Genomic DNA, 22,546 nt, shown 5'->3' with positions numbered 1-22,546 from the left:
TTAACCGCGCTCGGCCAGCCACTGCGGAATGCGCCGCTCAAGGTAATACCCCGGCTTGCGCAGGCTGCCTTCGACAAAGCCTACATGCCCGCCGCGGGCATGCAGTTCGAATTCGGTCTGCGCCGGCAGCTCTTCAGGCGTCGGCAGGCTATGGGTGAACACGAACGGGTCGTCGCTGGCGTGAATGATCAGGGTCGGTGTGCGGTTCTCGCCCAGGTAATAGCGGCTGGATGCTCGCCGATAGTAATCGTGTGCATCGGCAAAGCCGTGCAGCGGCGCGGTGACCTTGCCATCGAAATCCCAGAACGTGCGCATTTTGCCCAGCGCGCCTAACTGCTCGATCTGCTTCAGCCCCTGCTGCTGGCCGGTGGCGCGAAAGTACTGCTGCTTGTGTTGCACGTAGGCCAGCATCTCGCGCATGAAGTGCGCTTGATAGATTTTCGAAAAACCCAGCCCGATGCGGTCGGCGCATTGATCCAGGCGAAACGGCACCGATACCGCGACCGCTGCCTGCAACTGACTGGCGGCGCCGCTTTCACCCAAGTACTTGAGTAGCACGTTGCCGCCCAGTGAGTAACCGACCGCGTACAACGGCGCCAGCGGCCGCTGCGCACGAAGGTGCTGGATGATTTCTGCAAGGTCTTCGCTGGCGCCGGAGTGATAGCTGCGCGCAAGCAGATTCGGCTCACCCGAACAGCCACGCCAGTTGACCGCAACACTGGCCCAGCCGAGCGCCTGCAAGGCATGCTGCAAACCCTTGACGTAGGGCGAGCTGGACGAGCCGGTGAGGCCATGCAGGACCACCACTAACGGCGTGTCGAGCTGATGCGGCCCGTACCAGTCGAGGTCGATGAAGTCGCCATCGGTCAGCCAGAGCCGCTCGCGACTGCGGGCCAGCTCCGGCAATCTGCGCCAGAGCGGGCCCCACAAGGTTTGCAGGTGAGGGTTGGTCAGGCCGGTGGCCGGGCGGAACTGGGCAGTGTGGCTGGGCATGCTGGGGCGGCTCGTGATGTGCCTGCCTAGAGTGCCATGAAACGGCGCCGCTGTACCTGTGCTATCGGTCGCTGTGTGGCAGCGGCGGCAAGGGCTGCTGCGGTTGGTCCGAGCCCAGGCTGACGGTCACCATGCGACTCAGGTCGAGGTGCTCCTGCAGTGCGTGGCGTGCGCTGCGTGCGCTGACTGCGCTCAACTGCGCCTGGTAGGTGACCAGGTGATCGGCGGGCAGGCCCTGATGGCTGCCTTTGCTCAACAGCTCCACCAGCCCGCTGTTGGTTGCCACCGAGCGTAGCAACTGGCCAGACAGCTGCCGACGGCTTAGCTCCAGTTCGGCGTTGGTGGGGCCCTCATTTACCAGCGCTTCGAGCATGCCCGCGACCAGTTCGCGGCTCGCCTCGCGGTATTGCGCGGCGCAGTCCCAGCCGATGGCGAGCACGCCGCCGGCCTTGAGCGGGGATGGCCGGCAACTGATGTGATAAGTCAATCCGCGACGTTGCCGTAGCTCCTGCATCAGGCGTGAGTCGAATCCTGAGCCGAGGACATCGGCTGCCAGAACCAGCGCCGGATAGTCTGCCTGCGACGGCCGCCCGCTCATGGGTACCGCAAGCAGGAGGGTGTTGTTTGCAGCAGGCGTTGGCACATGTGCGCTGGCGGCGCTGGTGGGCGGAACCGGCGGCAGCTCGGCAGCGGCCCAGCCTTGCGGCAGAGCCTCGGCGAGCTGCTCGACCAGCGCCTCGGCTTGCGCCCGCGACAGATCGCCGACGATCGACACCTGCAGGTTGTTGGCCGAGTAAGCGCGCTGATGGAAATCACGCAAATCCTGGGCGGTCAGGGCCTGAATGCCCTGCTCAGTGCTACCCAATGGGGCGGCATACGGGTGCCCGGCATACAAGCGGCTGAACAGTTCACTCTGGGCGCGGGTTGGCGCAGCGTTGTAGCGAGAGCTCTGGAATGCCCGTAGTTGCTGCTTGACCTTGACCAGTTGCTGTTCGTCGAAGGCGGGCCGTGCAAGCATCTCGGTAAACAGCGCCACGGCCTGCGCCAACATCACTTCGCTGCTCAGACAGCGCAGCGACAACGAGGCATGCTCCAAGCGGATCTGCGTGCTGAGGATCGCGCCCAATCGCTCTGTCTGTTCGGCAAACTGCTCGGCGTTCAAGCGCTCGGTGCCTTCATCGAGCATATACATCGTCAAGGCTGCCAGCCCGCTGTGTTCGGCATCCACGCTGGTGCCGGCATTGAACAGAACGATCAGGTCAATCATCGGCAATTGGCGCGCCTCGACGAACCGTACCTGGGTGCCATGGCTGGTCTGCCAGGCCTGTACCTCAGTGCGAACCTGTTCGAACTGGCTCAGGTCGATGCCTTCGGCTGAGGACAGGTTGGCGGTAACGGCGGTGGGTGCAATGCTTGTCGAATCAGTCATGGGTTTGCTCCTGGGGCATCATGTAGGTAATGCTCAGTCGATCCCGGGTCAGGTAGCTGAGGGCTGCGTGGCGCACAGCGTCTGCGCTGACCTGCTCGATGGCGTGCTGCTCACGGTCGAGAAACGCAGGGTCGACGCCGATTGCGGCATATCGTCCAATGGCGTCGGCCTGCTGGCTGATCATGTCTCGGCCGAACACCAGATTGGCCAGCAAGCGTGCCTTGGCGCGCTCAAGCTCCGCTTCGCTGGGCGCTGTCTGGGCCAGCACCTGCAGCTCGTCCAACACCACTTCGCCGGCTTGCTGCGGGGTGCCTTGCTGGGGGTTGCTGAACATGAAAAACGACATCAGGCTGTCGCCACGCATCAGGTGCCGGTACTCGGCGCGCATCGCCTGGATCAACTGCCTGCGATTGACAAGTTGCCGATACAGCCGCGAGCTGACGCCATTCATCATCAGTTCCGGGATCAGGCGTAGTGCGCAGCTCTCTTGCTCATCGACTGCGGTTGCCTGGCTGGGAACGTTGAAGTTCATGATCAAACCCTCGCGCATCTGTGCCAAGGCCACGGTTTGGCTGCGCGATTGCAACGCAGTCGGCCCTGTTGGGCGCCTATTGAATGGCACTTGAGCGCGGGCCACAGCGGCAAAGTGGCGCTCGACATACCGGCGCAGGCGCGCCAGATCGATATCGCCCACGACCACCAGTGTCGCGTTGGCGGGCTGATACCAGTTCTGGTACCAACGGCGCGCGGCTTGAGCGGTGAGGCTTTCAACATCGGCCTGATGGCCGATGATCGGGGTCGCATACGGGCTGCTGCCATGGGCCAGCAGCCTGTCCCGCTCCAGGGCGATGGCCAGTGGGCTCTGGTCGGTCTGCAGGCGTCGCTCTGCCAGCACGACCTGCACCTCGCGCTCGAAGGTCGACTGCTCGAAGCGCGCAGTGCCCATGGCATCGGCCATTGCTTCCAGTACGATCTCCAGGCGGCTGACAGGCAGCGTTACCGGGAAGCACGTAGCATCTTCGGAGGTGAAGGCGTTGGGGTCGCCGCCCAGCAGGGTAAGTAGTTTGGAGTACTGCCCCGATGCCAGTTTGCTGTTGCCTTCGAACATCAGGTGTTCGAGCAGATGCGACAGGCCGGATTGGCCGGCCGGCTCATAGCTTGAGCCGACGTGGTACCACAGTTGCGCACTGACCAGCGGGGCGCGGTGGTCCTGGCGCAGATAGACCTGCAGGCCGTTGTCGAGTTTGAAGCTTTGCAGCGGCGGCTGCGTGAGCACCGTCTGGCTGGCTGACAAAGGGGTTGCGGACGAGGTCATGATTGGAGCGCTCCTGTTCGACGTTAGAACGAAGCAGCTTCAATCAAGCGGGTGACCCACCTGCGTTAATTAATTACGCAGGTGGGCTGCGGGCGTCAGCCGCGTTGCCACAGTGCGTAATGCACCTGGCCGGTCTTCTTCTCACGGTGCAGGCGCCAACTGGCAGGCATCTGCAGCGAAGACGGCGCTACTTCGCTTTCGGTGTAGATCCAGGCCCGCTCGCGCAGCCACTGGCGTTCTTCGAGCAGGCTGCAGGTGTTGGCCAGCAGGTCCTGATTGAACGGCGGATCGAGAAAAACCACGTCGAACTGCTTTTTCGCTTCGCCATCCAGATAACGCAGGGCGTCGGTCTGGAGGATCTGCCCGCGGGCGCAGCGCAGCAGCTCGAGGTTGTCCTTGAGGTTGCTGACCGCGGCGCCGTTGTTGTCCAGCGCCACGGCATTTTCGGCGCCGCGCGACAGGGCTTCGAGCACCAGCGCACCGCTGCCAGTGAAGGCGTCGAGCACCTGCGCGCCTTCGATGTAGGGCGCGAGCCAGTTGAACACGGTTTCGCGCACGCGATCAGGGGTAGGCCGCAGGCCCGGGCCGTCTGGCACCGGCAGGCGGCGGCTGCGCCACTCGCCAGCGATGATGCGCAGGTGACCCTGGCCTTGGCTCACGCCGGGCTTGGCGCGAGCGGGGGTGGATGGCTTGGCCATTAATGCTCCGGTACGCCAAGCGGCTGCTCGGCGGGTTTGTCAGTAGGCGGCGGCAGCGGTTGCTGCGCGACTTTCGGGCCGACCGTGACGATCACCAGTTTGTCCGCTGCCAGGTGCTTGTTCATGGCGGCCTTGACCTGCTCGACGGTGAGGCTCTGCGACTGCTGCATGAAGTCTTCGAGCCAGGTCAGAGGCAGGTTGTAGAAGCCGATTGCGCCCAGCTGGCCAACGATGCTGGCGTTGCTGGCATTGGACAGCGGGAAGCTGCCGGCCAGTTCGCGCTTGGCATCGTCCAGCTCTTGCTGGGTCGGGCCGCTCTTGAGGTAGTCGGCAAGGATATCCTGAACCAGCTTGAGTGTCCCTTCGCTGAGTTCGGCGCGGGTCTGCAGGTTGATCATGAACGGGCCGCGGACCTGCATCGGGCTGAACACCGAGTATACGCCGTAGGTCAGGCCGCGCTTCTCGCGCACCTCGCTCATCAGCCGCGTGCCAAAGGCGCCGCCACCAAGGATCTGGTTACCCAGAGACAGTGCTGGCCAGTCCTTGTCCTGGCGGTCGATACCCAGCTCGGCGAGCATCAGGTGGGTCTGCTTGGACGGGAAGTCGATGTGGGTCAGGCCCGCTTTCGGTTCGCTCGGCTCGGCCGGTTTGGCCAGCGCTGGGCCTTGCGGCAGCGCGGCGGAAACCTGCGCAGCAATCGCTTCGGCATCACTGCGACTGAGGTCGCCAACCAGCGCGATCACGGCATTTTTCGAGGTATAGGCCTTGGCGTGGAACGCGCGCAGTTGCTCCAGAGTGATCGCCGGGATGCTCTGCGCAGTGCCGTCACTCGGCTGGGCATATGGGTGATCGCCATACAAGTTGGCGAACAGCGCCTTGCCGCCGATCTTGGCCGGGTTCTGCTTCTCGTACTCAAAACCGGCCAGCAGCTGGTTCTGGATGCGTTTGAGCGCGTCGGCGGGGAAGGTCGGCTTGCCGACCACTTCGGCAAACAGCTTCAGGGCCGGCTCGCGCTTGTCGCTGGCGCTGAGGCTGCGCAGGGTCGCTACCGCCATGTCGCGGTAGGAACCATTGCCAAAGTCGGCGCCCAGGCCTTCGAAGCCTTCAGCGATTGCAGTGACGTCCTTGCCGGCAACGCCTTCGTTGAGCATGGCGTTGGTCAGCGTGGCCAAGCCAGCGACGTTACCGTCCTGGCTGCTGCCGGCGGCAAAGGTCACGCGCAGGTCGAACATCGGCAGTTCGCGGGCTTCAACGAACAGCACGCGGGCGCCTTCGGCGGTGTTCCAGCTCTGGATGTTCAGTTCACGCCGGCTCGGCGCCTTGCCGTCCAGTTCGGCCAGCGACTGCAGGGTATTGGCTGGTCTTGCGGCACTGCTGGCAGGCTTGGCATCGGTAGTGGTTGCGGTAGCGGCATCGGACTGTGCCGGGCGGGTCAGCATAATGGTGCCGGCGACTGCCAGGGCAACCGCGCCGAGACCGATCAGGGCGTAGCGTGGAAGGCGGCGATCACTCATGAGCGGACTCCTCGGGCAGTACATGGGCAACGCTCAGGCGTTCGCGGGTGAAATAGGTGCGGGCGGCGTCCTGGATGTCCTGCGGGGTCACTTGCTTGAGCTCGTCCAGTTCGCTGTCGATCAGCTTCCAGGACAGGCCGACGGTTTCCAGCTGGCCGATGGTGGTGGCCTGGCTGCTGATCGAGTCACGGTCATACACCAGCCCGGCGATGACCTGGGCGCGTACACGCTCGAGCTCTTCGGCGGTTGGCGGAGTGGTCTTGAGTTCGTCGAGCAGCTGCCAGATGCCTTTTTCGACATCAGCCAGGGTCTTGTGCTTTTGCACATTCGGCGTGGCCGAGATCAGGAACAGGCTGTCGCCGCGAGTAAACGCGTCGTAACCGGACGACGCGCCGGCGACCAGCTCCTGGCCGCGCTCCAGGCGTGCTGGCATGCGCGCGCTGTAGCCGCCGTCGAGCAGCGCCGAGATCAGCCGCAGGGCATGCACGGTGCGTGGCTCCTTGGCGGTGGCCAGGCCTGGCACGTTGAAGCCGTAGATCAGGCTCGGCAACTGCGTACGCACGTGCAGGGTCAACTGGCGCAGGCCGGGCTCGGCCAGCTCCAGCGGCAGCTTGGACGGCGGCACGGCGCGTTTCGGGATGGCGCCGAAGTATTTCTGCGCAAGGCCTTTGACTTCATCGACGGAAACGTCGCCGACCACCACCAGGGTGGCGTTGTTCGGCGCGTACCAGGACTCGTACCAGTGGCGCAGCTCCTCGACTTTCATCCGCTCCAGGTCCGCCATCCAGCCGATGGTTGGCGTGTGGTAGCCGCTGGCGGGGTAGGCCATGGCGCTGAACAGCTCGAACGCCTTGGCGTTGGGCTGATCGTCGGTGCGCAGGCGCCGTTCTTCCTTGATCACTTCGATTTCACGGCTGAATTCGTCGGCCGGCAGGCGCAGGCTGGCCAGGCGGTCGGCTTCGAGCTCGAACGCGACCGGCAGGCGATCGCGCGCCAGCACTTGGTAATAAGCGGTGTAGTCGTCGCTGGTGAAGGCGTTTTCTTCAGCGCCGAGGTCGCGCAGGATCCGCGAAGCTTCGCCCGGGCCGAGTTTGGCGCTGCCTTTGAACATCATGTGCTCGAGCGCATGGGACAACCCGGTCTGGCCCGGGGTCTCGTAGCTGGAGCCGACCTTGTACCAGATCTGCGAGACCACCACGGGGGCGCGGTGGTCCTCGCGCACGACCACTTTGAGGCCGTTGTCGAGGATGAATTCGTGGGTCGGTTGCGGATCGGCGGCAAGTGCTGCCAGGGGCAGGCAGAGCGTGCTGAGCAGCAGGCCAGCAGCGCGGCGGGCTAGAGCATTCATACGATGATTAACCTGTACGGCGGCCCGCTTCGGTTTAGCGTCAGCAGGCCAGGAGGTGCTAGGATACTGATCCGGTTGCCTGGCGACCATGCCTGTCGCCGTTCTGGCCCGCAGGACCCTACGACAAAACGTTGCGCATGAACCAGCCGGATTCAAGATAGTCTGTTCTGCGTGATAGAGAATTCCAGATGCGCCACTAATGGCTCATCGCGACTTGAGATAGCCGTCCTCCATGTTTGGTTCCAACGACGACAAGAAAGCGCCGGCCGAGGCTGGTGAGAAAAAAGGCCTGTTCGGCTGGTTCCGCAAGAAACCACAGCAAGCTGTCGCCGAACAGCCGCAAACCCCTGAAACCCAGGTTGCAGACCCTGTTGCACCCGTCGAGCAGGCTGCTCCGGTTGCGCCGGCGGCGCTGGCCGAGCCTGAGCCTGTGCTGCTTGAAGCGGCGCCGGTGATTGCGCCGCAGCCGGTTGTCGAGGCTGCGCCTGAACCTGAACGTGAGCCGCTTGCGCCAGCGCCCGTGGCTGAAACTGCACCGCCGGTCAGCAATCTGGTGCTGCCGGTGGCCGAGGAGCCGGTTGCGCTGGTGCCGGACCTTGAGCCAGTTGCGCCACCGGTCATTCCTGTGCGGCCGCTGGTCGAGCCGGTTGCGGTTGAAGTGGTTGCCGAGCCTGAATTGGTTGCTCAGGCTCCTGTACTCGAGCCAACGCCAGAACCAGAGCCACCAGCTCCGGTAGTTGCTGTCGCGCCAGTCGTCGAACCTGAGCCGGCTGTTGTCGCCGCCGTTCTGCCTGCCGTCGTCGAGCCGGCCGCAGCCCCTGCCGTTGCCAGCGAACCTGCCAAGGCCGGGTTCTTCGCCCGCCTCAAGCAAGGTCTGTCCAAGACCAGTGCCAGCATCGGCGAAGGCATGGCCAGCCTGTTCCTGGGCAAGAAAATCATCGACGATGATCTGCTCGAAGAAATCGAAACCCGCTTGCTGACCGCCGACGTCGGCGTCGAAGCCACGTCGGTGATCGTGCAGAACCTGACGCAGAAGGTTGCGCGCAAGCAGCTGGCCGACGCCGACGCGCTGTACAAGTCGCTGCAGGACGAGCTGACCGCGCTGCTGCGCCCGGTCGAGCAGCCCTTGCACATCGACACCCAGCACAAACCCTACGTGATCCTCGTGGTTGGCGTGAACGGCGCTGGCAAAACCACCACTATCGGCAAGCTGGCCAAGAAGCTCCAGCTCGATGGCAAGAAGGTCATGCTGGCTGCCGGCGACACCTTCCGCGCCGCTGCGGTCGAGCAGTTGCAGGTCTGGGGTGAGCGTAATCAGATCCCGGTCATCGCCCAGCACACCGGCGCCGACTCGGCTTCGGTGATCTTCGATGCCGTACAGGCCGCCAAGGCTCGTGGCGCCGATGTGCTGATCGCCGACACTGCTGGCCGCCTGCACACCAAAGACAACCTGATGGAAGAGCTGAAGAAGGTCCGTCGTGTGATCGCCAAGCTGGATGCCGACGCACCCCACGAAGTGCTGCTGGTGCTGGATGCAGGCACCGGCCAGAACGCCATCAGCCAGGCCAAGTACTTCCACCAGAGCGTCGAGCTGACCGGCCTGGCCCTGACCAAGCTGGACGGCACCGCCAAAGGCGGGGTGATCTTCGCCCTGGCCAAGCAGTTCAAACTGCCGATCCGCTTTATCGGTGTGGGTGAAGGCATCGATGACCTGCGCACCTTCGAGGCCGAGCCGTTCGTCAAAGCCCTGTTCAATGAGCGGGAGCCTTCATGATTCGATTCGAACAGGTCGCCAAGCGCTACCCCAACGGCCACGTCGGCCTGCATGAGCTGAGTTTCCGCGCCCGTCGCGGCGAGTTCCTGTTCGTTACCGGCCACTCCGGCGCCGGCAAGAGCACCTTGCTGCGTCTGTTGCTGGCCATGGAGCGCCCGACCAGCGGCAAGCTGCTGCTGGCGGGGCAAGACCTCGGCCAGATCAGCAACGCGCAGATCCCGTTTCTGCGCCGGCAGATCGGCGTGGTGTTCCAGAATCACCAGCTGCTGTTCGACCGCACCGTGTTCAACAACATCGCCTTGCCGTTGCAGATTCTCGGGCTGTCCAAGCCGGAAATCGCCAAGCGCGTTGATTCGGCGCTGGAGCGCGTGGCACTGAGCGACAAGGGCGATTTGTTCCCGGCGGACCTGTCCACCGGCCAGCAACAACGCGTCGGTATTGCCCGTGCCATCGTTCACCAGCCGGCTTTGCTGCTGGCTGACGAACCTACTGGCAACCTCGACCCGCGCCTGGCGGCCGAGATCATGGGCGTGTTCGAGGACATCAATCGCCTCGGCACCACCGTTCTGATTGCCAGTCACGACCTGGCACTGATCGCCCGCATGCGCCACCGCATGCTGACCCTGCAACGCGGCCGACTGATCGGCGATGGCGAGGCTGGCCAATGAGTACTACCCGCACCCCCAAGGTTTCCGAGCGCGTTGCGCCCAAGCCCGCTGATCCGCAACCAAGCAAGAAACGCGGCGGCAGCGACGACGACGGCCCGGACTTCCGCACCCTGTTCCACGCCTGGCTGGAAAGCCACCGCGCCAGCCTGCTCGACAGCCTGCGCCGGTTGGCCAAGCAGCCGATCGGCAGCTTCTTCACCTGCCTGGTGATGGCCGTGGCCCTGAGCATGCCCATGGGCCTGTCGCTGTTGCTGAAGAACGTCGAGCAACTGGGCGGCTCCTGGCAGCGCGCTGCGCAGATTTCGCTGTACCTCAAGCTCGATGCGGGCAGCAGGGAAGGCGAAGCGCTGCGAGATGAAATCAAAGGCATGCCTGGCGTAGCAGATGCCCAGTTCGTCAGCCGCGAAGAGGCTCTGGAAGAGTTCCAGCAGCAGTCGGGCCTCGGCCAGGCGCTGCGCGAGTTGCCGGACAACCCCTTGCCCGGGGTGGTCGTAGTGACCCCGACCGAAGTCGACAAGCCGGCCCTGGAAGCCTTGCGCCAGCGCCTGGCTGAGCTTCCACGGGTGGATGTGGCGCAGCTGGACCTGGTCTGGGTCGAGCGGTTGGCGGCGATCCTCAAGCTGGGCGATCGTTTCGTCTTTGGCCTGGCCGTGATGCTGGTTTCAGCTTTGTTGTTAGTAATCGGTAACACAATTCGTCTACATATCGAGAACCGCCGCGTCGAGATCGAAGTGATCAAGCTGGTCGGTGGTACCGACAGCTACGTACGCCGGCCGTTTCTGTATATGGGCGCGCTGTATGGGCTGGGCGCCGGGCTGCTGGCCTGGGCGATTCTGGCGTTTGGCCTGAACTGGCTCAACGACGCGGTAATCGGCTTGTCCGGGCTGTATGGCAGTGACTTTGCGCTGGCCGGTGTGCCGGCTGCCGACGGTCTGTCGCTCTTGATTGGTGCGGTGTTGTTAGGGTATATCGGTGCATGGATTGCGGTGGCTCGCCACTTGAATGAGCTGGCCCCACGATAATGTTTTTGCGCCATCATTGACGTAAACGGGAACTTGCACGACAGTTTCCGGTCATTTATGGCAGTGCTCACAAGGCACGAATCCAGTGAGTCGGAGGTTCTTGAATGACCACTTCGTTGCAACCTGCCTATGCGTTGGTCCCCGGTGCAAACCTGGAAGCCTACGTACATACGGTGAACAGCATTCCCCTGCTGACGCCCGAGCAGGAGCGTGAACTGGGCGAACGTCTTTTTTACGAGCAGGATGTTGAGGCTGCTCGGCAAATGGTTATGGCCCACCTGCGCTTCGTCGTGCACATCGCACGCAGCTATGCAGGGTATGGGCTGGCGCAAGCTGACCTGATCCAGGAAGGTAACGTCGGCCTGATGAAGGCTGTCAAACGCTTCAACCCGGAAATGGGCGTACGTCTGGTGTCCTTCGCGGTGCACTGGATCAAGGCCGAGATCCATGAGTTCATCCTGCGCAACTGGCGCATCGTCAAGGTCGCGACCACCAAGGCCCAGCGCAAGCTGTTCTTCAACCTGCGCAGCCAGAAGAAGCGTCTGGCCTGGCTGAACAACGATGAAGTGCATCGTGTCGCCGAAAGCCTGGGCGTCGAGCCGCGTGAAGTGCGCGAGATGGAAAGCCGCCTGAGCGGCCATGACATGGCCTTCGATCCTGCTGCTGAAGCGGACGACGACAGCGCGTTCCAATCGCCGGCGCATTACCTTGAAGATCACCGCTACGATCCGGCGATGCAGCTCGAGGACGCTGACTGGAGCGATAACTCCACCAGCAATCTGCACCAGGCCCTGAGCGGGCTGGATGATCGCAGCCGCGACATTCTCTATCAGCGCTGGCTGGCTGAAGAGAAGGCCACATTGCATGAGCTGGCCGAGAAGTACAGCGTATCGGCTGAGCGTATTCGCCAGCTCGAGAAGAATGCGATGAACAAGGTCAAGGCACTGATCGCAGCCTGATCGTCGCAGCAATGAAAAAACCGCCTGGCCCTGATGGGGCAGGCGGTTTTTTTGTCGCTGCTGAACGCCAGCGGCTAATTCACTGGCTGCGGCCTGCCTCAAGCTGCTGCAGGTAGTCGGCGCCGCCCAGCTGGCTCATCTGCCGGCGAATCCAGCCTGCGCGGCTGGCAACATAGGTGCTCGGCCGGCCGGCATTCCACTTCAGCGGGCTGGGCAGCACTGCAGCCAGTTGCGCGGCCTGCTGGCGCGTCAGACGGCTGGCATCGACGCCAAAGTGGTAACGCGCTGCGGCCTGGGCGCCAAATACCCCAGGGCCCCATTCGACGCTGTTCAGGTACACCTCAAGGATCCGCTCCTTGGACCAGAACAGCTCGATCACCGCCGTGAACCAGGCTTCCAGGCCTTTGCGAAACCAGCTGCGGCCCGACCACAGGAACAGGTTCTTGGCTACCTGCTGGGTCAAGGTGCTCGCTCCGCGAATATTGCCGCCGCGCTCGTTATGGGCAAACGCTGCCTGAATCGCCGGGATGTCAAAACCCCAGTGGCTGGCAAATTTCTGGTCTTCACCGGCAATCACCGCAACCTTGAGGTCATCGGATATGCCCTGCCACGGCTGCCAGTCACGCTGCAGGTCGATCGGCTCGCCACTGAACCACGACTGCACCTTGCGCTCGACCATCAGCGCGGTGCCCGGTGGCGGCACCCAGCGCAGGACCAGAACCAGCACGATACTGCCGGCGGCAAACCAGAGCAGGGCGCGTACGCAGCGACGGATCAGGGATGACAGCATGGCGATGGCTTGGCCGGACCGATGGAACCGGCCATTATACAGACCCCTCTCGAGGAGTCCTCCCCATGCTTCGAAGCTTCCTCATGCTGGCCGCGTTTTTTGCCTTCACCGGTGTCGCCCTCGGTGCGTTTGCCGCGCACGGCCTGAAAAACCGCCTGACTGCCGACTACCTGGCGATCTTTCATACCGGTGTGACCTATCAGCTGGTGCATGCCCTGGCGCTGTTTGGCGTTGCCCTGCTGGCTGCGCATCTGCCAGGGCGGCTGGTCGGCTGGGCCGGTTGTCTGTTCGCCGTGGGCATCGTGCTGTTCTCCGGTAGCCTTTACCTGCTGACCCTGACCGGCGTGAGCAAGCTGGGCATGATCACCCCCATCGGCGGCCTGTGCTTCCTTGCCGGCTGGCTGTGCCTGGGCCTGGCGGCGTGGCGGCTGGGCTGACCGGCTGGTCCACAATCGCGACTAATGGCGGCTGTCGCCCTTGGGTTCAGAGGTTGATCGGGGCTAGAATGCGGGCCCCAAAGAACAACGGTGGCCGTGTGCATGCGCATTCAATTGAACGGTGAACCCTACGAAGTGCCTGCCGGTGAGAGCGTTGCCGGCTTGCTCGCGCGGCTGGAGCTGACTGGGCGCCGGGTGGCTGTCGAGCTCAATCTCGATATCGTGCCGCGCAGCCAGCACGACAGCACGCTGCTAAACGAAGGTGATCAGCTCGAAGTGGTGCACGCCATCGGCGGCGGCTAGTCGCCTGACGTTCACCTGCAAGTCCCGCAACCTTTCCAGAGGAACAACGATGAGCAATGTTCGTAGCGACAAGCCCTTCATCCTGGCCGGGCGCACGTTCCAGTCGCGCCTGCTGGTTGGCACCGGCAAGTACCGTGACATGGAAGAAACCCGCCTGGCCATCGAAGCCTCGGGTGCCGAGATCGTCACAGTCGCCGTGCGCCGCACCAACCTGGGCCAGATCCCGGGCGAGCCGAACCTGCTCGACGTGCTGCCACCCGACCGCTACACCATCCTGCCCAACACCGCTGGCTGCTACGACGCAATCGAAGCCGTGCGTACCTGCCGCCTGGCCCGGGAGCTGCTCGATGGCCACAACCTGGTCAAGCTGGAAGTGCTCGCCGACCAGAAGACCCTGTTCCCCAATGTGATCGAAACCCTCAAGGCCGCCGAAGTGCTGGTCAAGGAAGGTTTCGACGTGATGGTCTACACCAGTGATGACCCAATCATCGCGCGTCAGCTGGCAGAGATCGGCTGCATCGCGGTGATGCCGCTGGCGGGCCTGATCGGTACCGGCCTGGGCATTTGCAACCCGTACAACCTGCAGATCATCCTTGAAGAATCCAAGGTGCCGGTGCTGGTCGATGCCGGCGTCGGTACCGCTTCCGATGCCACCATCGCCATGGAAATGGGCTGCGAGGCGGTGCTGATGAACTCGGCCATCGCCCACGCCCAGCAACCGGTGCTGATGGCCGAAGCCATGAAATACGCTATCAATGCGGGTCGTCTGGCTTATCTGGCCGGGCGTATGCCGAAAAAACTGTATGCCAGCGCCTCGTCGCCGCTGGATGGTCTGATCAAGTAAGAGTTTCTGATGACTGAATCGCAAGATACGCCGATCCCCGCTGACGGCGAAGAGCGCCCGCACCGCCGCATCAAGAGTTTCGTGATGCGCGCTGGGCGCATGACCGAAGGCCAGCAACGTGGTCTTGATCAGGGCGCGCCCCTGTTCGTGCTGCCGCTGGCCGACAGCCCGGTCGATTACGACCAGGTATTCGGCCGCTCGGCGCCGCGTACCCTGGAAATCGGCTTCGGCATGGGGCACTCGCTGCTGGAGATGGCTGCTGCCGCACCAGAGCAGGACTTCATCGGCGTCGAAGTGCACCGCCCGGGTGTTGGCGCGCTGCTCAATGGCGTGCTGACCCAGGGGCTGCAGAACCTGCGGGTGTACGACTGCGATGCGATCGAAGTGCTCAACCGCTGTGTCGCGGATAGCAGCCTTGATCGCTTGATGCTGTTCTTCCCGGACCCGTGGCACAAGGCTCGTCACCACAAGCGCCGCATCGTCCAGCTGGAGTTCGCCGAACTGGTGCGCAGCAAGCTCAAGCCGGGTGGCGTTTTCCATATGGCCACCGACTGGGAACCGTATGCCGAGTACATGCTGGAAGTGATGAGCGCCGCGCCGGGCTATCGCAACCAGGCCGAGGATGGCACCTATGTACCGCGCCCCACAGAGCGGCCGATCACCAAGTTCGAACGCCGTGGCGAACGACTTGGGCATGGCGTCTGGGATTTGAAGTTCGAGAAGGTTGACTGATACCGGCGTTGGCTGGATTGGGGGCGCATAGCGCCCCAACACACGGTCTACACGTCAACCACGACGATCAGCCACCACACCGATCAACACCAGCACCACCAGCAGTACCGGCGCCAGTGCGTAGTTGTTGAACTGGCTGAGACCCTTTATCACCCACGGCGTGGCATAGATCAACGCCGCACCGCTGCCCACCATCACCAGCAAGGCCATGAATGGTATGCGCAACGCGCCGGCCAGGCCGCCCAGGCGCTGGTCTACCCAACCCTTGATATCCGTGCCGAACAGCACCAGCAGGCAGCCTACCAACGCCAGCGAGATCTCCGACAGGTTGCTGCGGCTCCAGCGCGACACGGTCGCAAGCAGGTCAAGTACCAGGTCCATGGGTCATCCTTAGGTCAAGAAATACTGCAGCAGGTCATTGAGGAACAACTGGCCGCGCGGTGTTGCTGCCAGCCGATCCGGTTCGACCTGCAAAAGCCCCTTTTGTTCGGCCAGGCGCCGGGCTTCGGCCAGCTGCGCCAGCGGCAGACCGGTGCGGCGGTGGAACAACTCAGCCTCGACCCCATCCGTCAGGCGCAGCGCATTCATCAAAAACTCGAACGGCAGCTCATCCACTGGCAGCAGCTTCTCCCCAGCCTTGTACGGCTTGGCCGGGTTCAGGTAGTCCTTCGGTAGACGCGTCTTCCAGGTGCGCAGGATGCGCCCGTCGGCGAACGACAGCTTGCCGTGGGCGCCGGCGCCGATGCCGATGAAGTCGCCGAAGCGCCAGTAATTGAGGTTGTGCCGTGCGGCGCGATCGTCCTGGGCATAGGCCGACACTTCGTACTGATGGAAACCATTGTTGGCCAGCAGCAACTGCCCGGCTTCCTGGATATCCCAGAGGATGTCGTCTTCAGGCAGCTCGGGCGGCTGGTTCCAGAACACCGTGTTCGGCTCGACGGTAAGCTGATACCAGGACAGGTGCGTTGGGCCCAGGTCGATTGCCTGCTGCAGGTCGCCCAAGGCGTCCTCCAACGACTGATCGGGCAGGCCGTGCATCAGGTCCATGTTGAAGTTGTCAAAACCTGCTGCGCGCGCCATGTCGGCTGCGCGGATCGCCTCGTCGCCGTTATGAATGCGGCCAAGCTTCTCCAGCTTGGCCGGTTGGAAGCTCTGCACGCCGATCGACAGGCGATTGATACCGGTCTGCCGGTAAGCCTTGAACTTGTCCTGCTCGAAGGTGCCCGGGTTGGCCTCGAGGGTTATCTCGATATCGGCGGCAAACGCAATGCGCTGTTCAACCCCCCGCAGCAGGCGGTCCAGCGCAGCGGCGCTGAACAGGCTTGGCGTGCCACCGCCAAAGAAGATCGTGCTGATGGTGCGGCCCTGCACGGCAGGCAGCTCTTGTTCAAGGTCTGCCAGCAAGGCGTCGACGTAGGCTTCTTCAGGCAGATCAGGGCCGGCCTGGTGCGAGTTGAAGTCGCAGTAGGGGCACTTGCGCACGCACCAGGGGATATGGATGTACAGCGACAGCGGGGGCAGCTCCGGCAATGCCAGGCGCGCGCCAGAGGCCCGCGGATGGAGCAGCTGGATCGACGGCTTGTCGGTCATGCCAGGCCCAGACGCTGACGCAGCAGGGCCATGGCGCGGGCGCGGTGGCTGAGCTGGTTCTTCTCCAGCGGCGCGAGCTCTGCGCTCGAGCAGTTGCGCTCGGGCACCCAGAACAGCGGATCGTAGCCAAAGCCATGCTCGCCACTGGCAGCACGCAGGATGCTGCCGTGCCAGAGGCCTTCGCAGAGGATCGGCAGTGGGTCATCGGCATGCCGTACCAACGCCAGCACACAGACGAACTGCGCACCACGTTGCTCATCCGGCACGTCTTTCAGCGCGTCGAGCAGCTTGGCGTTGTTGGCGGCATCGCCCTTGCCATCGGCATAGCGTGCCGAGTAGATGCCCGGTGCGCCGCCGAGAAAGTCCACGGCCAGGCCCGAGTCATCGGCCAGTGCCGGCAAGCCGGAAATGCGCGCCGCGTTGCGGGCCTTGAGAATGGCGTTTTCGACGAATGACAGGCCGGTTTCTTCCGGCTCAACCTGGCTGAATTCGCCGATCGAACGCAGGTGCACCGACTCGCCAAGCATGGCCTGGAGTTCTTTGAGCTTGCCAGCGTTATGGCTGGCCAATACGAGTTGCTGAAGATTGATCATTCGCCTGGGAACACTTCCTGGTTGAAGCTGAAAGAATGGCTGGCGCCGCCGCTGGCAACCGTGAGTTCGAAGATCAGCGTCTGCGCCTGCTCGATTGGGAACTGGGCGAGGTAGCTGACGCCACTAGGGTCGCCGACCTGGCGGAACGTAAGCGCGCTGCTGCGCCCGGTGAGGTCCTTGACGCTGCCGCTGACCATGGCCATGTCCGGCTTGCCGCCCTTGAGCACCGACACAGTCAGCACGCCCTGGTTCTTGCTGCGGATCAGGCCATTGGCGGTGGCAATCGCCGGCTGCAGCATGCTCGAAGTGAAGGCGCTGTAATGCACGGTGACATCCCCGAACACTTCCTTGCGCTGGGCCTTGGCCGCATCGGCAGCCAGAACCGGTAGGGCCATGCACAGGCCGAGCAGTAATACAGCGAGTCGACGCATCGGGCGAATCCTCCAAGCGGTACGGGGTCAGACGGCGATCTGGTGTTCGCTCAGGCTCGGGCTGCTGAGGCGATAGATGCCGATTTCTCCCAACAGATTAGGCCAAACCCGGCCGCCGATGCCATTGCGGTGCAGGCGGTCGACGGCCAGCCGGTCGAGGACCTTGGCATGGTGATCGACGCACAGCTGCTCGAAGTCGGCAAAGGTGCAGAAGTGGATGTTCGGCGTGTTGTACCAGGTGTACGGCATGAAGTCCGAAACCGGCATGCGGCCCTTGCTGGCCAGGTACCAACGGCAGCGCCAGTGGCCGAAGTTGGGGAAGGTGATGATGCACTCGCGGCCCACCCGCAGCATTTCGGCGAGGATCCGGTCGGGGTATTCGACCGCCTGCAGGGCCTGGGTCATGACCACCACGTCAAAGCTGTTGCTGGCAAAGTTGCCCAGACCCTTGTCGAGGTCCTGCTCGATGACGTTGACGCCCTTGGCCACGCACGCGGCGATGTTGTCGGCATCGATCTCCAGGCCGTAGCCGGTGACCTGCTTGAGGTCGCGCAACGACGCCAGCAGCTCGCCGTTGCCGCAGCCCAGGTCGAGGACCCGGCTGCCGGCGGGGATCCAGTCTTGGATGATTTCCAGGTCGGCTCTCATGCGGTCCTCAGATGGCGATGCGGTTCATGTAGTTCGAGAAACCCAGCATGTAGCGAGGCGTTGGTATCAGGAAGGCGTCGTGGCCGTAAGGCGAGTCGATTTCTAGATAGCAGACGTTCTTGCGTGCGGCCATCAACGCATCGACGATTTCTCGCGAGCGGGCCGGCGAGAAGCGCCAGTCGGTAGTGAACGAGATCACGCAGTAGTCTGCCGTGACGTTGCTCAAGGTTGCCGCCAGATCGCCGCCATGTGTGGCGGCCGGATCGAAGTAGTCGAGCGCCTTGGTCATCAACAGGTAGGTGTTAGCGTCAAAGCGACCAGAGAATTCTTCGCCTTGGTAGCGCAGGTAGCTTTCGACCTGAAACTCAACGCTGTGGAAGTCGTAGTTGAGCTTGTCGCTCTTGAGTTCGCGGCCGAATTTCTCGCCCATCGAGTCATCCGACAGGTAGGTGATGTGGCCGACCATGCGCGCCAGCATCAGGCCGCGCTTGGGGATCACGCCCTGGTCCTGGAACGAGCCACCGTGGAACTCAGGGTCGGTGAGGATGGCCTGGCGGGCAACTTCGTTGAAGGCGATGTTCTGCGCCGACAGTTTGGGCGCGGAGGCGATATCGACGCAGTGGCGGACCCGGTCAGGGTAGGTGATGGTCCATTGCAGGGCCTGCATGCCACCGAGACTGCCACCCACCACGGCGGCCCACTGGTTGATGCCGAGGCGGTCGGCCAGGCGCACCTGGCTATGTACCCAGTCTTCCACGGTGAGCACCGGGAAGTCGGCGCCGTAGGGCTTGCCGGTCAGCGGGTTGACGCTGCTCGGGCCGGTGCTGCCGTTACAGCCGCCAAGGTTGTTCAGGCTGACCACGAAGAAGCGGTTGGTGTCGATCGGCTTGCCAGGGCCTATACAGCTGTCCCACCAGCCGGGCTTGCGCTCGTCGGCACGGTGAAAGCCCGCGGCATGGTGATGGCCAGACAGCGCGTGGCAGATCAGCACGGCATTGCTCGCGCTGCTGTTGAGCGTGCCATAGGTTTCATAGACCAGATCGTAGCTGGCCAGCGATCGGCCGCAGGCCAGCGCCAACGGTTCATCGAACCGGGCAGTCTGCGGTGTTACCAGACCGACGGAATCTTCGGGAAAGACAGTGGACATCGACCCTGCTCACGCTTGACGGAGGCGTAAGTCTAAAGAGCGCTACCCCCAGCGGCAAGCACAGGCTGCCGCTGGCGGTGCACGGGTCAGATCATTCGCCACAGCTCTTGCGGCATGCCGGCGTAGGCTGCCAGTGGTGGCATCACGAACGACTGGATCACCTGGATCGCCAGGAAGGCAAAGATCGGCGAGATGTCCAGGCCGCCCAGGTTCGGTATCAGGCGGCGGAACGGCGCCAGCACTGGCTCGGCGATCTGGTAGGCGAGCTCGGCAGCCGGGTTGTGGCTGTTGGGCGCAACCCAGGAGACGATGACCATGACGATCATCGCGACCCAGAAGATCTTCAGGAACAGCGAGGTAACGCCAATGATCGCCCACATCAGCAGGTGCAGGATGTCACCGGCGGTGCCGTAGGTGATCATCAGCACAAAGGCCATCAGCAGCGCCTGAATCAGGATCGCCAGCAGCAGCGACGAGGTATCCAGGCCGAAGATGCTCGGCACGATGCGCCGGATAGGCTTGAGCAGCGGTTGCGTGGCGCGCACCGCGAACTGGCTCAGCGGGTTGTAGAAGTCGGCCTTGACCAGTTGCAGCACAAAGCGCAGCAGAACGATCGCCAGATACAGGCTGACCAGGGTTTGCACCACGAAAATAGCGGCGCCAGACAGTGCATTCATCAACAGCTCCTTATTTGCCCAATTGTTCGGCGAGCTCGGCGGAGCGCGTTGCCGCGGCCTGCAGCGCCTGTTCGACGATGGCCTCGAAAGCATTGCCCTGGAACGATTTGATCGCCGCCTCGGTGGTCCCGGCAGGCGAGGTGACCCGGCGGCGCAGCTCAGCGGCATCGACATCACTGGCGACTGCCATGTGCGCCGCGCCGAGGGCGGTTTGCAGGGTCAGCTGGGAAGCGGTTTCGCGCGGCAGGCCGAGCTTTTCGCCTGCTGCGGTCATTGCTTCGATCAGCAGGAAGAAGTACGCCGGGCCGCTGCCAGAGACTGCCGTTACGGCGTCCAACTGCTGCTCGTGCTCCAGCCACAGCGCCGTGCCTACGGCCGACAGCAGTTCTTCGGCCTGCTGACGTTGCTCGGCAGACACCTGCTCGGTGGCGTACAGGCCGCTGACGCCTTGGCGCAACAGGGCCGGGGTGTTGGGCATGCAGCGCACCACAGGGCGCGGGCCGAGCCAGTCTTGCAGGCTGGCGCAGGTGATCCCGGCGGCGATGGAGACGATCAGTTGGCCGTCCTGCAGGTTGGCCTGCAGGCTCTGGCAGACGCTTTTCATGACCTGCGGCTTGACCGCCAGGACGATCACGTCGGCGTCGGCGATTGCTTGAGCGTTGTCTTCGAACACCTCGATTGCGTGCTCGGCGCGAACCCGGCTGCGGGTCTCGGCGCCAGGGTCGCTGGCGCGAATCTGCGCAGCGTCCAGACCCTGCGCACGCAGGCCGCCAATCAGGCTGGCGGCCATGTTGCCGGCGCCGATAAAGGCAATACGTGTCTTGCTCATGTCAGGTCCTTAGAAAAAAGTGAGTAAAGCATGGATTCAAGCCTGCCCGTAATCGCGCGCGCCGAACAGGGCGGTGCCAATACGCACCCAGGTCGCACCTTGGCTGATGGCGGCCTCGAGGTCGTGGCTCATGCCCATCGACAGGGTATCCAGGCCAAGATTCAGGCTGGCCTGCAGCTCGCTCAGTCGGGCAAAGGCAGCCTCCTGCACCGCGCGCTCATCGCTCGGCTCGGGGATGGCCATCAGACCACGCAAACGTAGGCCCGGCAGTGCGGCCACCGCTGCGGCCAGGGCTGGCAGCTCAGCCGGGGTACAGCCAGACTTGCTGTCCTCGCCACTGACGTTGACCTGCAGGCAGATGTTCAGTGGCGCCAGCTCGGTCGGGCGTTGTTCGGACAGGCGTTGGGCGATCTTCAAGCGGTCTACCGAGTGCACCCAGGCGAAATGCTCGGCAATCGCGCGGGTCTTGTTCGATTGAATGGGGCCGATGAAGTGCCAGGTCAAGGCCAGGTCAGTTAATTCATCTTGCTTGGCCAGGGCTTCCTGCAGGTAGTTTTCACCCACGTCGCGTACGCCGGCGGCGTAGGCTTCACGCACGGCGGCGGCGGGTTTGGTCTTGCTCACGGCCAGCAACTTGATGCTGGCTGGGTCGCGGCCACAGGCGAGCGCTGCGCTGTCGATACGGGCGGCGAGGGCGCCGAGGTGGTCTGCTATGGTGGACATGGAAGAATGCCGGCGGCTCAGTGATCTGCGCCATTCTACCTGCTTGATAGCCTTTGGGGAGTCTCATGGACGTGACTGACCTGCTGGCCCAGGCCGCTGCTGCGGGGGCATCCGACCTGCATCTGGCCGAGGCCGAACCACCACTGCTGCGCGTGGACGGCGACCTGCGCCGACTCAATCTGCCGCCGATACCAGCCGGCCAACTGCAGCAAGGGCTGGCGCCGCTGTTGGCTGAGCACCAGATGCAGCAATGGCTGGCCGGTGCCGAACTGGATCTGGCAGTGACCCTGAACCAGGGCTGCCGCTGCCGCCTCAACCTGTTTCGCCAGCGTAACGGCCTGGCCGCCAGCCTGCGCTTGATCCCGAGCCATGTGCCAAGCATCGCCGAGCTTGGTCTGGAAGATGTATTGCAAGCTGTTGCCCAGTGCACCGATGGCCTGGTGCTGATCGGCGGGGCAACGGGTAGCGGCAAGTCGAGCACCCTGGCCGCACTGGTCGACTGGCTCAATCGTGAGCGCTCGTTACACATCCTCACCCTGGAGGACCCGATCGAAGTTATCCACAGCAGCCAGCGCAGCCTGGTCACCCAGCGTGAGGTCGGCCAGCACAGCGGTGACTTTGCCCAAGGCCTGCGCAGCGCCTTGCGTCAGGACCCTGACGTGATCGTGCTGGGTGAACTGCGTGACCTGGAGTCGATCCGCCTGGCGCTGCGCGCGGCGCAGACCGGGCATCTGGTACTGGCGACCGTGCACACGCGCTCAGCGGTGAGCAGCATCGACCGTATGGTGGAGGTGTTTGCCGCCGACGAGAAACCGCTGGTGCGTACCCTCCTGGCCGACTCGCTGCGCGTGGTCGTGGCGCAGGTGCTGGTCAAACGGCGCGGTACCGGTCGGGTTGCGGCGCGGGAAGTTCTGCTGGCGAACATGGCTGTGCGCAACCTGATCCGCGAGGGACGGTTGGCGCAGATCTACTCACTGATGCAGGCGGGAGGCGCGGCGGGGATGAAGACCATGGACGCAGCTTTGCAACAGTTGCACGCTGAAGGCGTGATCGAAACGGGGTAGCATCTGCACTGGCCTCGT

At 63.5% G+C, this 22,546-nt stretch carries 25 protein-coding genes; 9 read left to right on the top strand and 16 right to left on the bottom strand.

Translation table 11 applies throughout. The annotated features are described in order from the left end of the window. From ACIOAU_RS09545 to ACIOAU_RS09520, 6 genes are all read right to left on the bottom strand, one after another. Complete coding sequence (locus ACIOAU_RS09545; protein ID WP_401181565.1) at positions 1 to 993, bottom strand: hydrolase; 993 nt, start codon at positions 991 to 993, stop codon at positions 1 to 3. Between the two features lie 61 nt (positions 994 to 1,054). Next, positions 1,055 to 2,422: a M16 family metallopeptidase gene (locus ACIOAU_RS09540; protein WP_401181562.1), complete on the bottom strand. Its 1,368-nt coding sequence runs from the start codon at positions 2,420 to 2,422 to the stop codon at positions 1,055 to 1,057. Beyond that, entirely contained in the window at positions 2,415 to 3,737 is a 1,323-nt protein-coding gene (locus tag ACIOAU_RS09535; RefSeq protein ID WP_401181559.1) for a M16 family metallopeptidase, read from the bottom strand. The genes ACIOAU_RS09540 and ACIOAU_RS09535 overlap by 8 nt, the downstream gene beginning before the upstream one ends. A 95-nt stretch (positions 3,738 to 3,832) precedes the next feature. Then, the gene (gene rsmD / locus ACIOAU_RS09530) at positions 3,833 to 4,435 is read right to left on the bottom strand and encodes a 16S rRNA (guanine(966)-N(2))-methyltransferase RsmD (RefSeq protein ID WP_101315445.1); all 603 of its coding nucleotides are present in this window, start codon (positions 4,433 to 4,435) and stop codon (positions 3,833 to 3,835) included. Further along, complete coding sequence (locus ACIOAU_RS09525) at positions 4,435 to 5,949, bottom strand: pitrilysin family protein (protein WP_150570386.1); 1,515 nt, start codon at positions 5,947 to 5,949, stop codon at positions 4,435 to 4,437. The genes rsmD and ACIOAU_RS09525 overlap by 1 nt, the downstream gene beginning before the upstream one ends. Next, positions 5,942 to 7,297: a M16 family metallopeptidase gene (locus ACIOAU_RS09520; RefSeq protein WP_401181555.1), complete on the bottom strand. Its 1,356-nt coding sequence runs from the start codon at positions 7,295 to 7,297 to the stop codon at positions 5,942 to 5,944. Before ACIOAU_RS09520 ends, ACIOAU_RS09525 begins: the two co-directional genes overlap by 8 nt. A 232-nt stretch (positions 7,298 to 7,529) precedes the next feature. Between ACIOAU_RS09520 and ftsY the strand changes: the two genes are divergently transcribed. The 4 genes from ftsY to rpoH all read left to right on the top strand — a co-directional run bounded on the left by ftsY (position 7,530) and on the right by rpoH (position 11,720). Then, on the top strand, positions 7,530 to 9,071 hold the full coding sequence (gene ftsY / locus ACIOAU_RS09515; RefSeq protein ID WP_401181552.1) for a signal recognition particle-docking protein FtsY: 1,542 nt from the start codon (positions 7,530 to 7,532) through the stop codon (positions 9,069 to 9,071). After that, entirely contained in the window at positions 9,068 to 9,739 is a 672-nt protein-coding gene (gene ftsE, locus ACIOAU_RS09510) for a cell division ATP-binding protein FtsE (RefSeq protein WP_101315453.1), read from the top strand. The genes ftsY and ftsE overlap by 4 nt, the downstream gene beginning before the upstream one ends. Then, positions 9,736 to 10,761, top strand: coding sequence for a permease-like cell division protein FtsX (gene ftsX / locus ACIOAU_RS09505; RefSeq protein WP_103435675.1), 1,026 nt, complete (start codon positions 9,736 to 9,738; stop codon positions 10,759 to 10,761). The genes ftsE and ftsX overlap by 4 nt, the downstream gene beginning before the upstream one ends. Positions 10,762 to 10,865: 104 nt before the next feature. Next, on the top strand, positions 10,866 to 11,720 hold the full coding sequence (rpoH, locus tag ACIOAU_RS09500; RefSeq protein ID WP_101315457.1) for an RNA polymerase sigma factor RpoH: 855 nt from the start codon (positions 10,866 to 10,868) through the stop codon (positions 11,718 to 11,720). A gap of 79 nt (positions 11,721 to 11,799) precedes the next feature. Here rpoH and mtgA read toward each other — a convergent pair whose 3' ends face one another. Beyond that, complete coding sequence (gene mtgA / locus ACIOAU_RS09495; RefSeq protein ID WP_188035147.1) at positions 11,800 to 12,510, bottom strand: monofunctional biosynthetic peptidoglycan transglycosylase; 711 nt, start codon at positions 12,508 to 12,510, stop codon at positions 11,800 to 11,802. Positions 12,511 to 12,575: 65 nt separating this feature from the next. Here mtgA and ACIOAU_RS09490 point away from each other — a divergent pair, with 65 nt between their 5' ends. From ACIOAU_RS09490 to trmB, 4 genes are all read left to right on the top strand, one after another. After that, the gene (locus tag ACIOAU_RS09490) at positions 12,576 to 12,947 is read left to right on the top strand and encodes a DUF423 domain-containing protein (RefSeq protein ID WP_101315461.1); all 372 of its coding nucleotides are present in this window, start codon (positions 12,576 to 12,578) and stop codon (positions 12,945 to 12,947) included. 102 nt (positions 12,948 to 13,049) lie between these two features. Further along, positions 13,050 to 13,250, top strand: a complete 201-nt coding sequence (thiS, locus tag ACIOAU_RS09485; RefSeq protein WP_101315463.1) for a sulfur carrier protein ThiS — start codon at positions 13,050 to 13,052, stop codon at positions 13,248 to 13,250. Positions 13,251 to 13,299: 49 nt separating this feature from the next. Beyond that, positions 13,300 to 14,094, top strand: a complete 795-nt coding sequence (locus tag ACIOAU_RS09480) for a thiazole synthase (protein ID WP_101315465.1) — start codon at positions 13,300 to 13,302, stop codon at positions 14,092 to 14,094. 9 nt (positions 14,095 to 14,103) lie between these two features. After that, positions 14,104 to 14,826 carry a tRNA (guanosine(46)-N7)-methyltransferase TrmB gene (gene trmB, locus ACIOAU_RS09475; protein WP_401181545.1) on the top strand — a complete coding sequence of 241 codons (723 nt, stop codon included), beginning with the start codon at positions 14,104 to 14,106 and terminating at the stop codon, positions 14,824 to 14,826. A gap of 54 nt (positions 14,827 to 14,880) precedes the next feature. Here the strand turns inward: trmB and ACIOAU_RS09470 are convergent, their stop codons facing one another. The 9 genes from ACIOAU_RS09470 to ACIOAU_RS09430 form a co-directional block, all read right to left on the bottom strand. Next, positions 14,881 to 15,207 carry a DUF3392 family protein gene (locus tag ACIOAU_RS09470; RefSeq protein WP_101315469.1) on the bottom strand — a complete coding sequence of 109 codons (327 nt, stop codon included), beginning with the start codon at positions 15,205 to 15,207 and terminating at the stop codon, positions 14,881 to 14,883. Between the two features lie 9 nt (positions 15,208 to 15,216). Beyond that, positions 15,217 to 16,416: a radical SAM family heme chaperone HemW gene (hemW, locus tag ACIOAU_RS09465; protein WP_401181542.1), complete on the bottom strand. Its 1,200-nt coding sequence runs from the start codon at positions 16,414 to 16,416 to the stop codon at positions 15,217 to 15,219. Next, the gene (gene rdgB, locus ACIOAU_RS09460; protein ID WP_101315473.1) at positions 16,413 to 17,009 is read right to left on the bottom strand and encodes an RdgB/HAM1 family non-canonical purine NTP pyrophosphatase; all 597 of its coding nucleotides are present in this window, start codon (positions 17,007 to 17,009) and stop codon (positions 16,413 to 16,415) included. The genes hemW and rdgB overlap by 4 nt, the downstream gene beginning before the upstream one ends. After that, on the bottom strand, positions 17,006 to 17,440 hold the full coding sequence (locus tag ACIOAU_RS09455; RefSeq protein ID WP_150570380.1) for a DUF4426 domain-containing protein: 435 nt from the start codon (positions 17,438 to 17,440) through the stop codon (positions 17,006 to 17,008). Before ACIOAU_RS09455 ends, rdgB begins: the two co-directional genes overlap by 4 nt. Positions 17,441 to 17,467: 27 nt before the next feature. Then, positions 17,468 to 18,088 carry a methionine biosynthesis protein MetW gene (gene metW, locus ACIOAU_RS09450; RefSeq protein WP_101315477.1) on the bottom strand — a complete coding sequence of 207 codons (621 nt, stop codon included), beginning with the start codon at positions 18,086 to 18,088 and terminating at the stop codon, positions 17,468 to 17,470. Between the two features lie 7 nt (positions 18,089 to 18,095). Then, complete coding sequence (locus ACIOAU_RS09445) at positions 18,096 to 19,235, bottom strand: homoserine O-acetyltransferase (protein ID WP_401181537.1); 1,140 nt, start codon at positions 19,233 to 19,235, stop codon at positions 18,096 to 18,098. A gap of 86 nt (positions 19,236 to 19,321) precedes the next feature. Beyond that, positions 19,322 to 19,912 carry a YggT family protein gene (locus ACIOAU_RS09440; RefSeq protein ID WP_101315481.1) on the bottom strand — a complete coding sequence of 197 codons (591 nt, stop codon included), beginning with the start codon at positions 19,910 to 19,912 and terminating at the stop codon, positions 19,322 to 19,324. A gap of 10 nt (positions 19,913 to 19,922) precedes the next feature. After that, positions 19,923 to 20,741: a pyrroline-5-carboxylate reductase gene (gene proC / locus ACIOAU_RS09435; RefSeq protein ID WP_101315483.1), complete on the bottom strand. Its 819-nt coding sequence runs from the start codon at positions 20,739 to 20,741 to the stop codon at positions 19,923 to 19,925. A gap of 36 nt (positions 20,742 to 20,777) precedes the next feature. Then, positions 20,778 to 21,464 carry a YggS family pyridoxal phosphate-dependent enzyme gene (locus ACIOAU_RS09430; RefSeq protein ID WP_401181533.1) on the bottom strand — a complete coding sequence of 229 codons (687 nt, stop codon included), beginning with the start codon at positions 21,462 to 21,464 and terminating at the stop codon, positions 20,778 to 20,780. A 65-nt stretch (positions 21,465 to 21,529) separates the two neighbouring features. On the opposite strand from ACIOAU_RS09430, the gene ACIOAU_RS09425 reads away from it, so the two are divergent. Further along, positions 21,530 to 22,528: a type IV pilus twitching motility protein PilT gene (locus ACIOAU_RS09425; protein WP_401181530.1), complete on the top strand. Its 999-nt coding sequence runs from the start codon at positions 21,530 to 21,532 to the stop codon at positions 22,526 to 22,528. Positions 22,529 to 22,546 lie beyond the last annotated feature (18 nt).

The organism is Pseudomonas sp. NPDC088322 (assembly GCF_044740745.1).
GTDB classification, from domain to species: domain Bacteria; phylum Pseudomonadota; class Gammaproteobacteria; order Pseudomonadales; family Pseudomonadaceae; genus Aquipseudomonas; species Aquipseudomonas shirazensis.
Note: the sequence above shows the minus strand (reverse complement) of the source record. Positions and strands in the feature narration are given on the sequence as shown.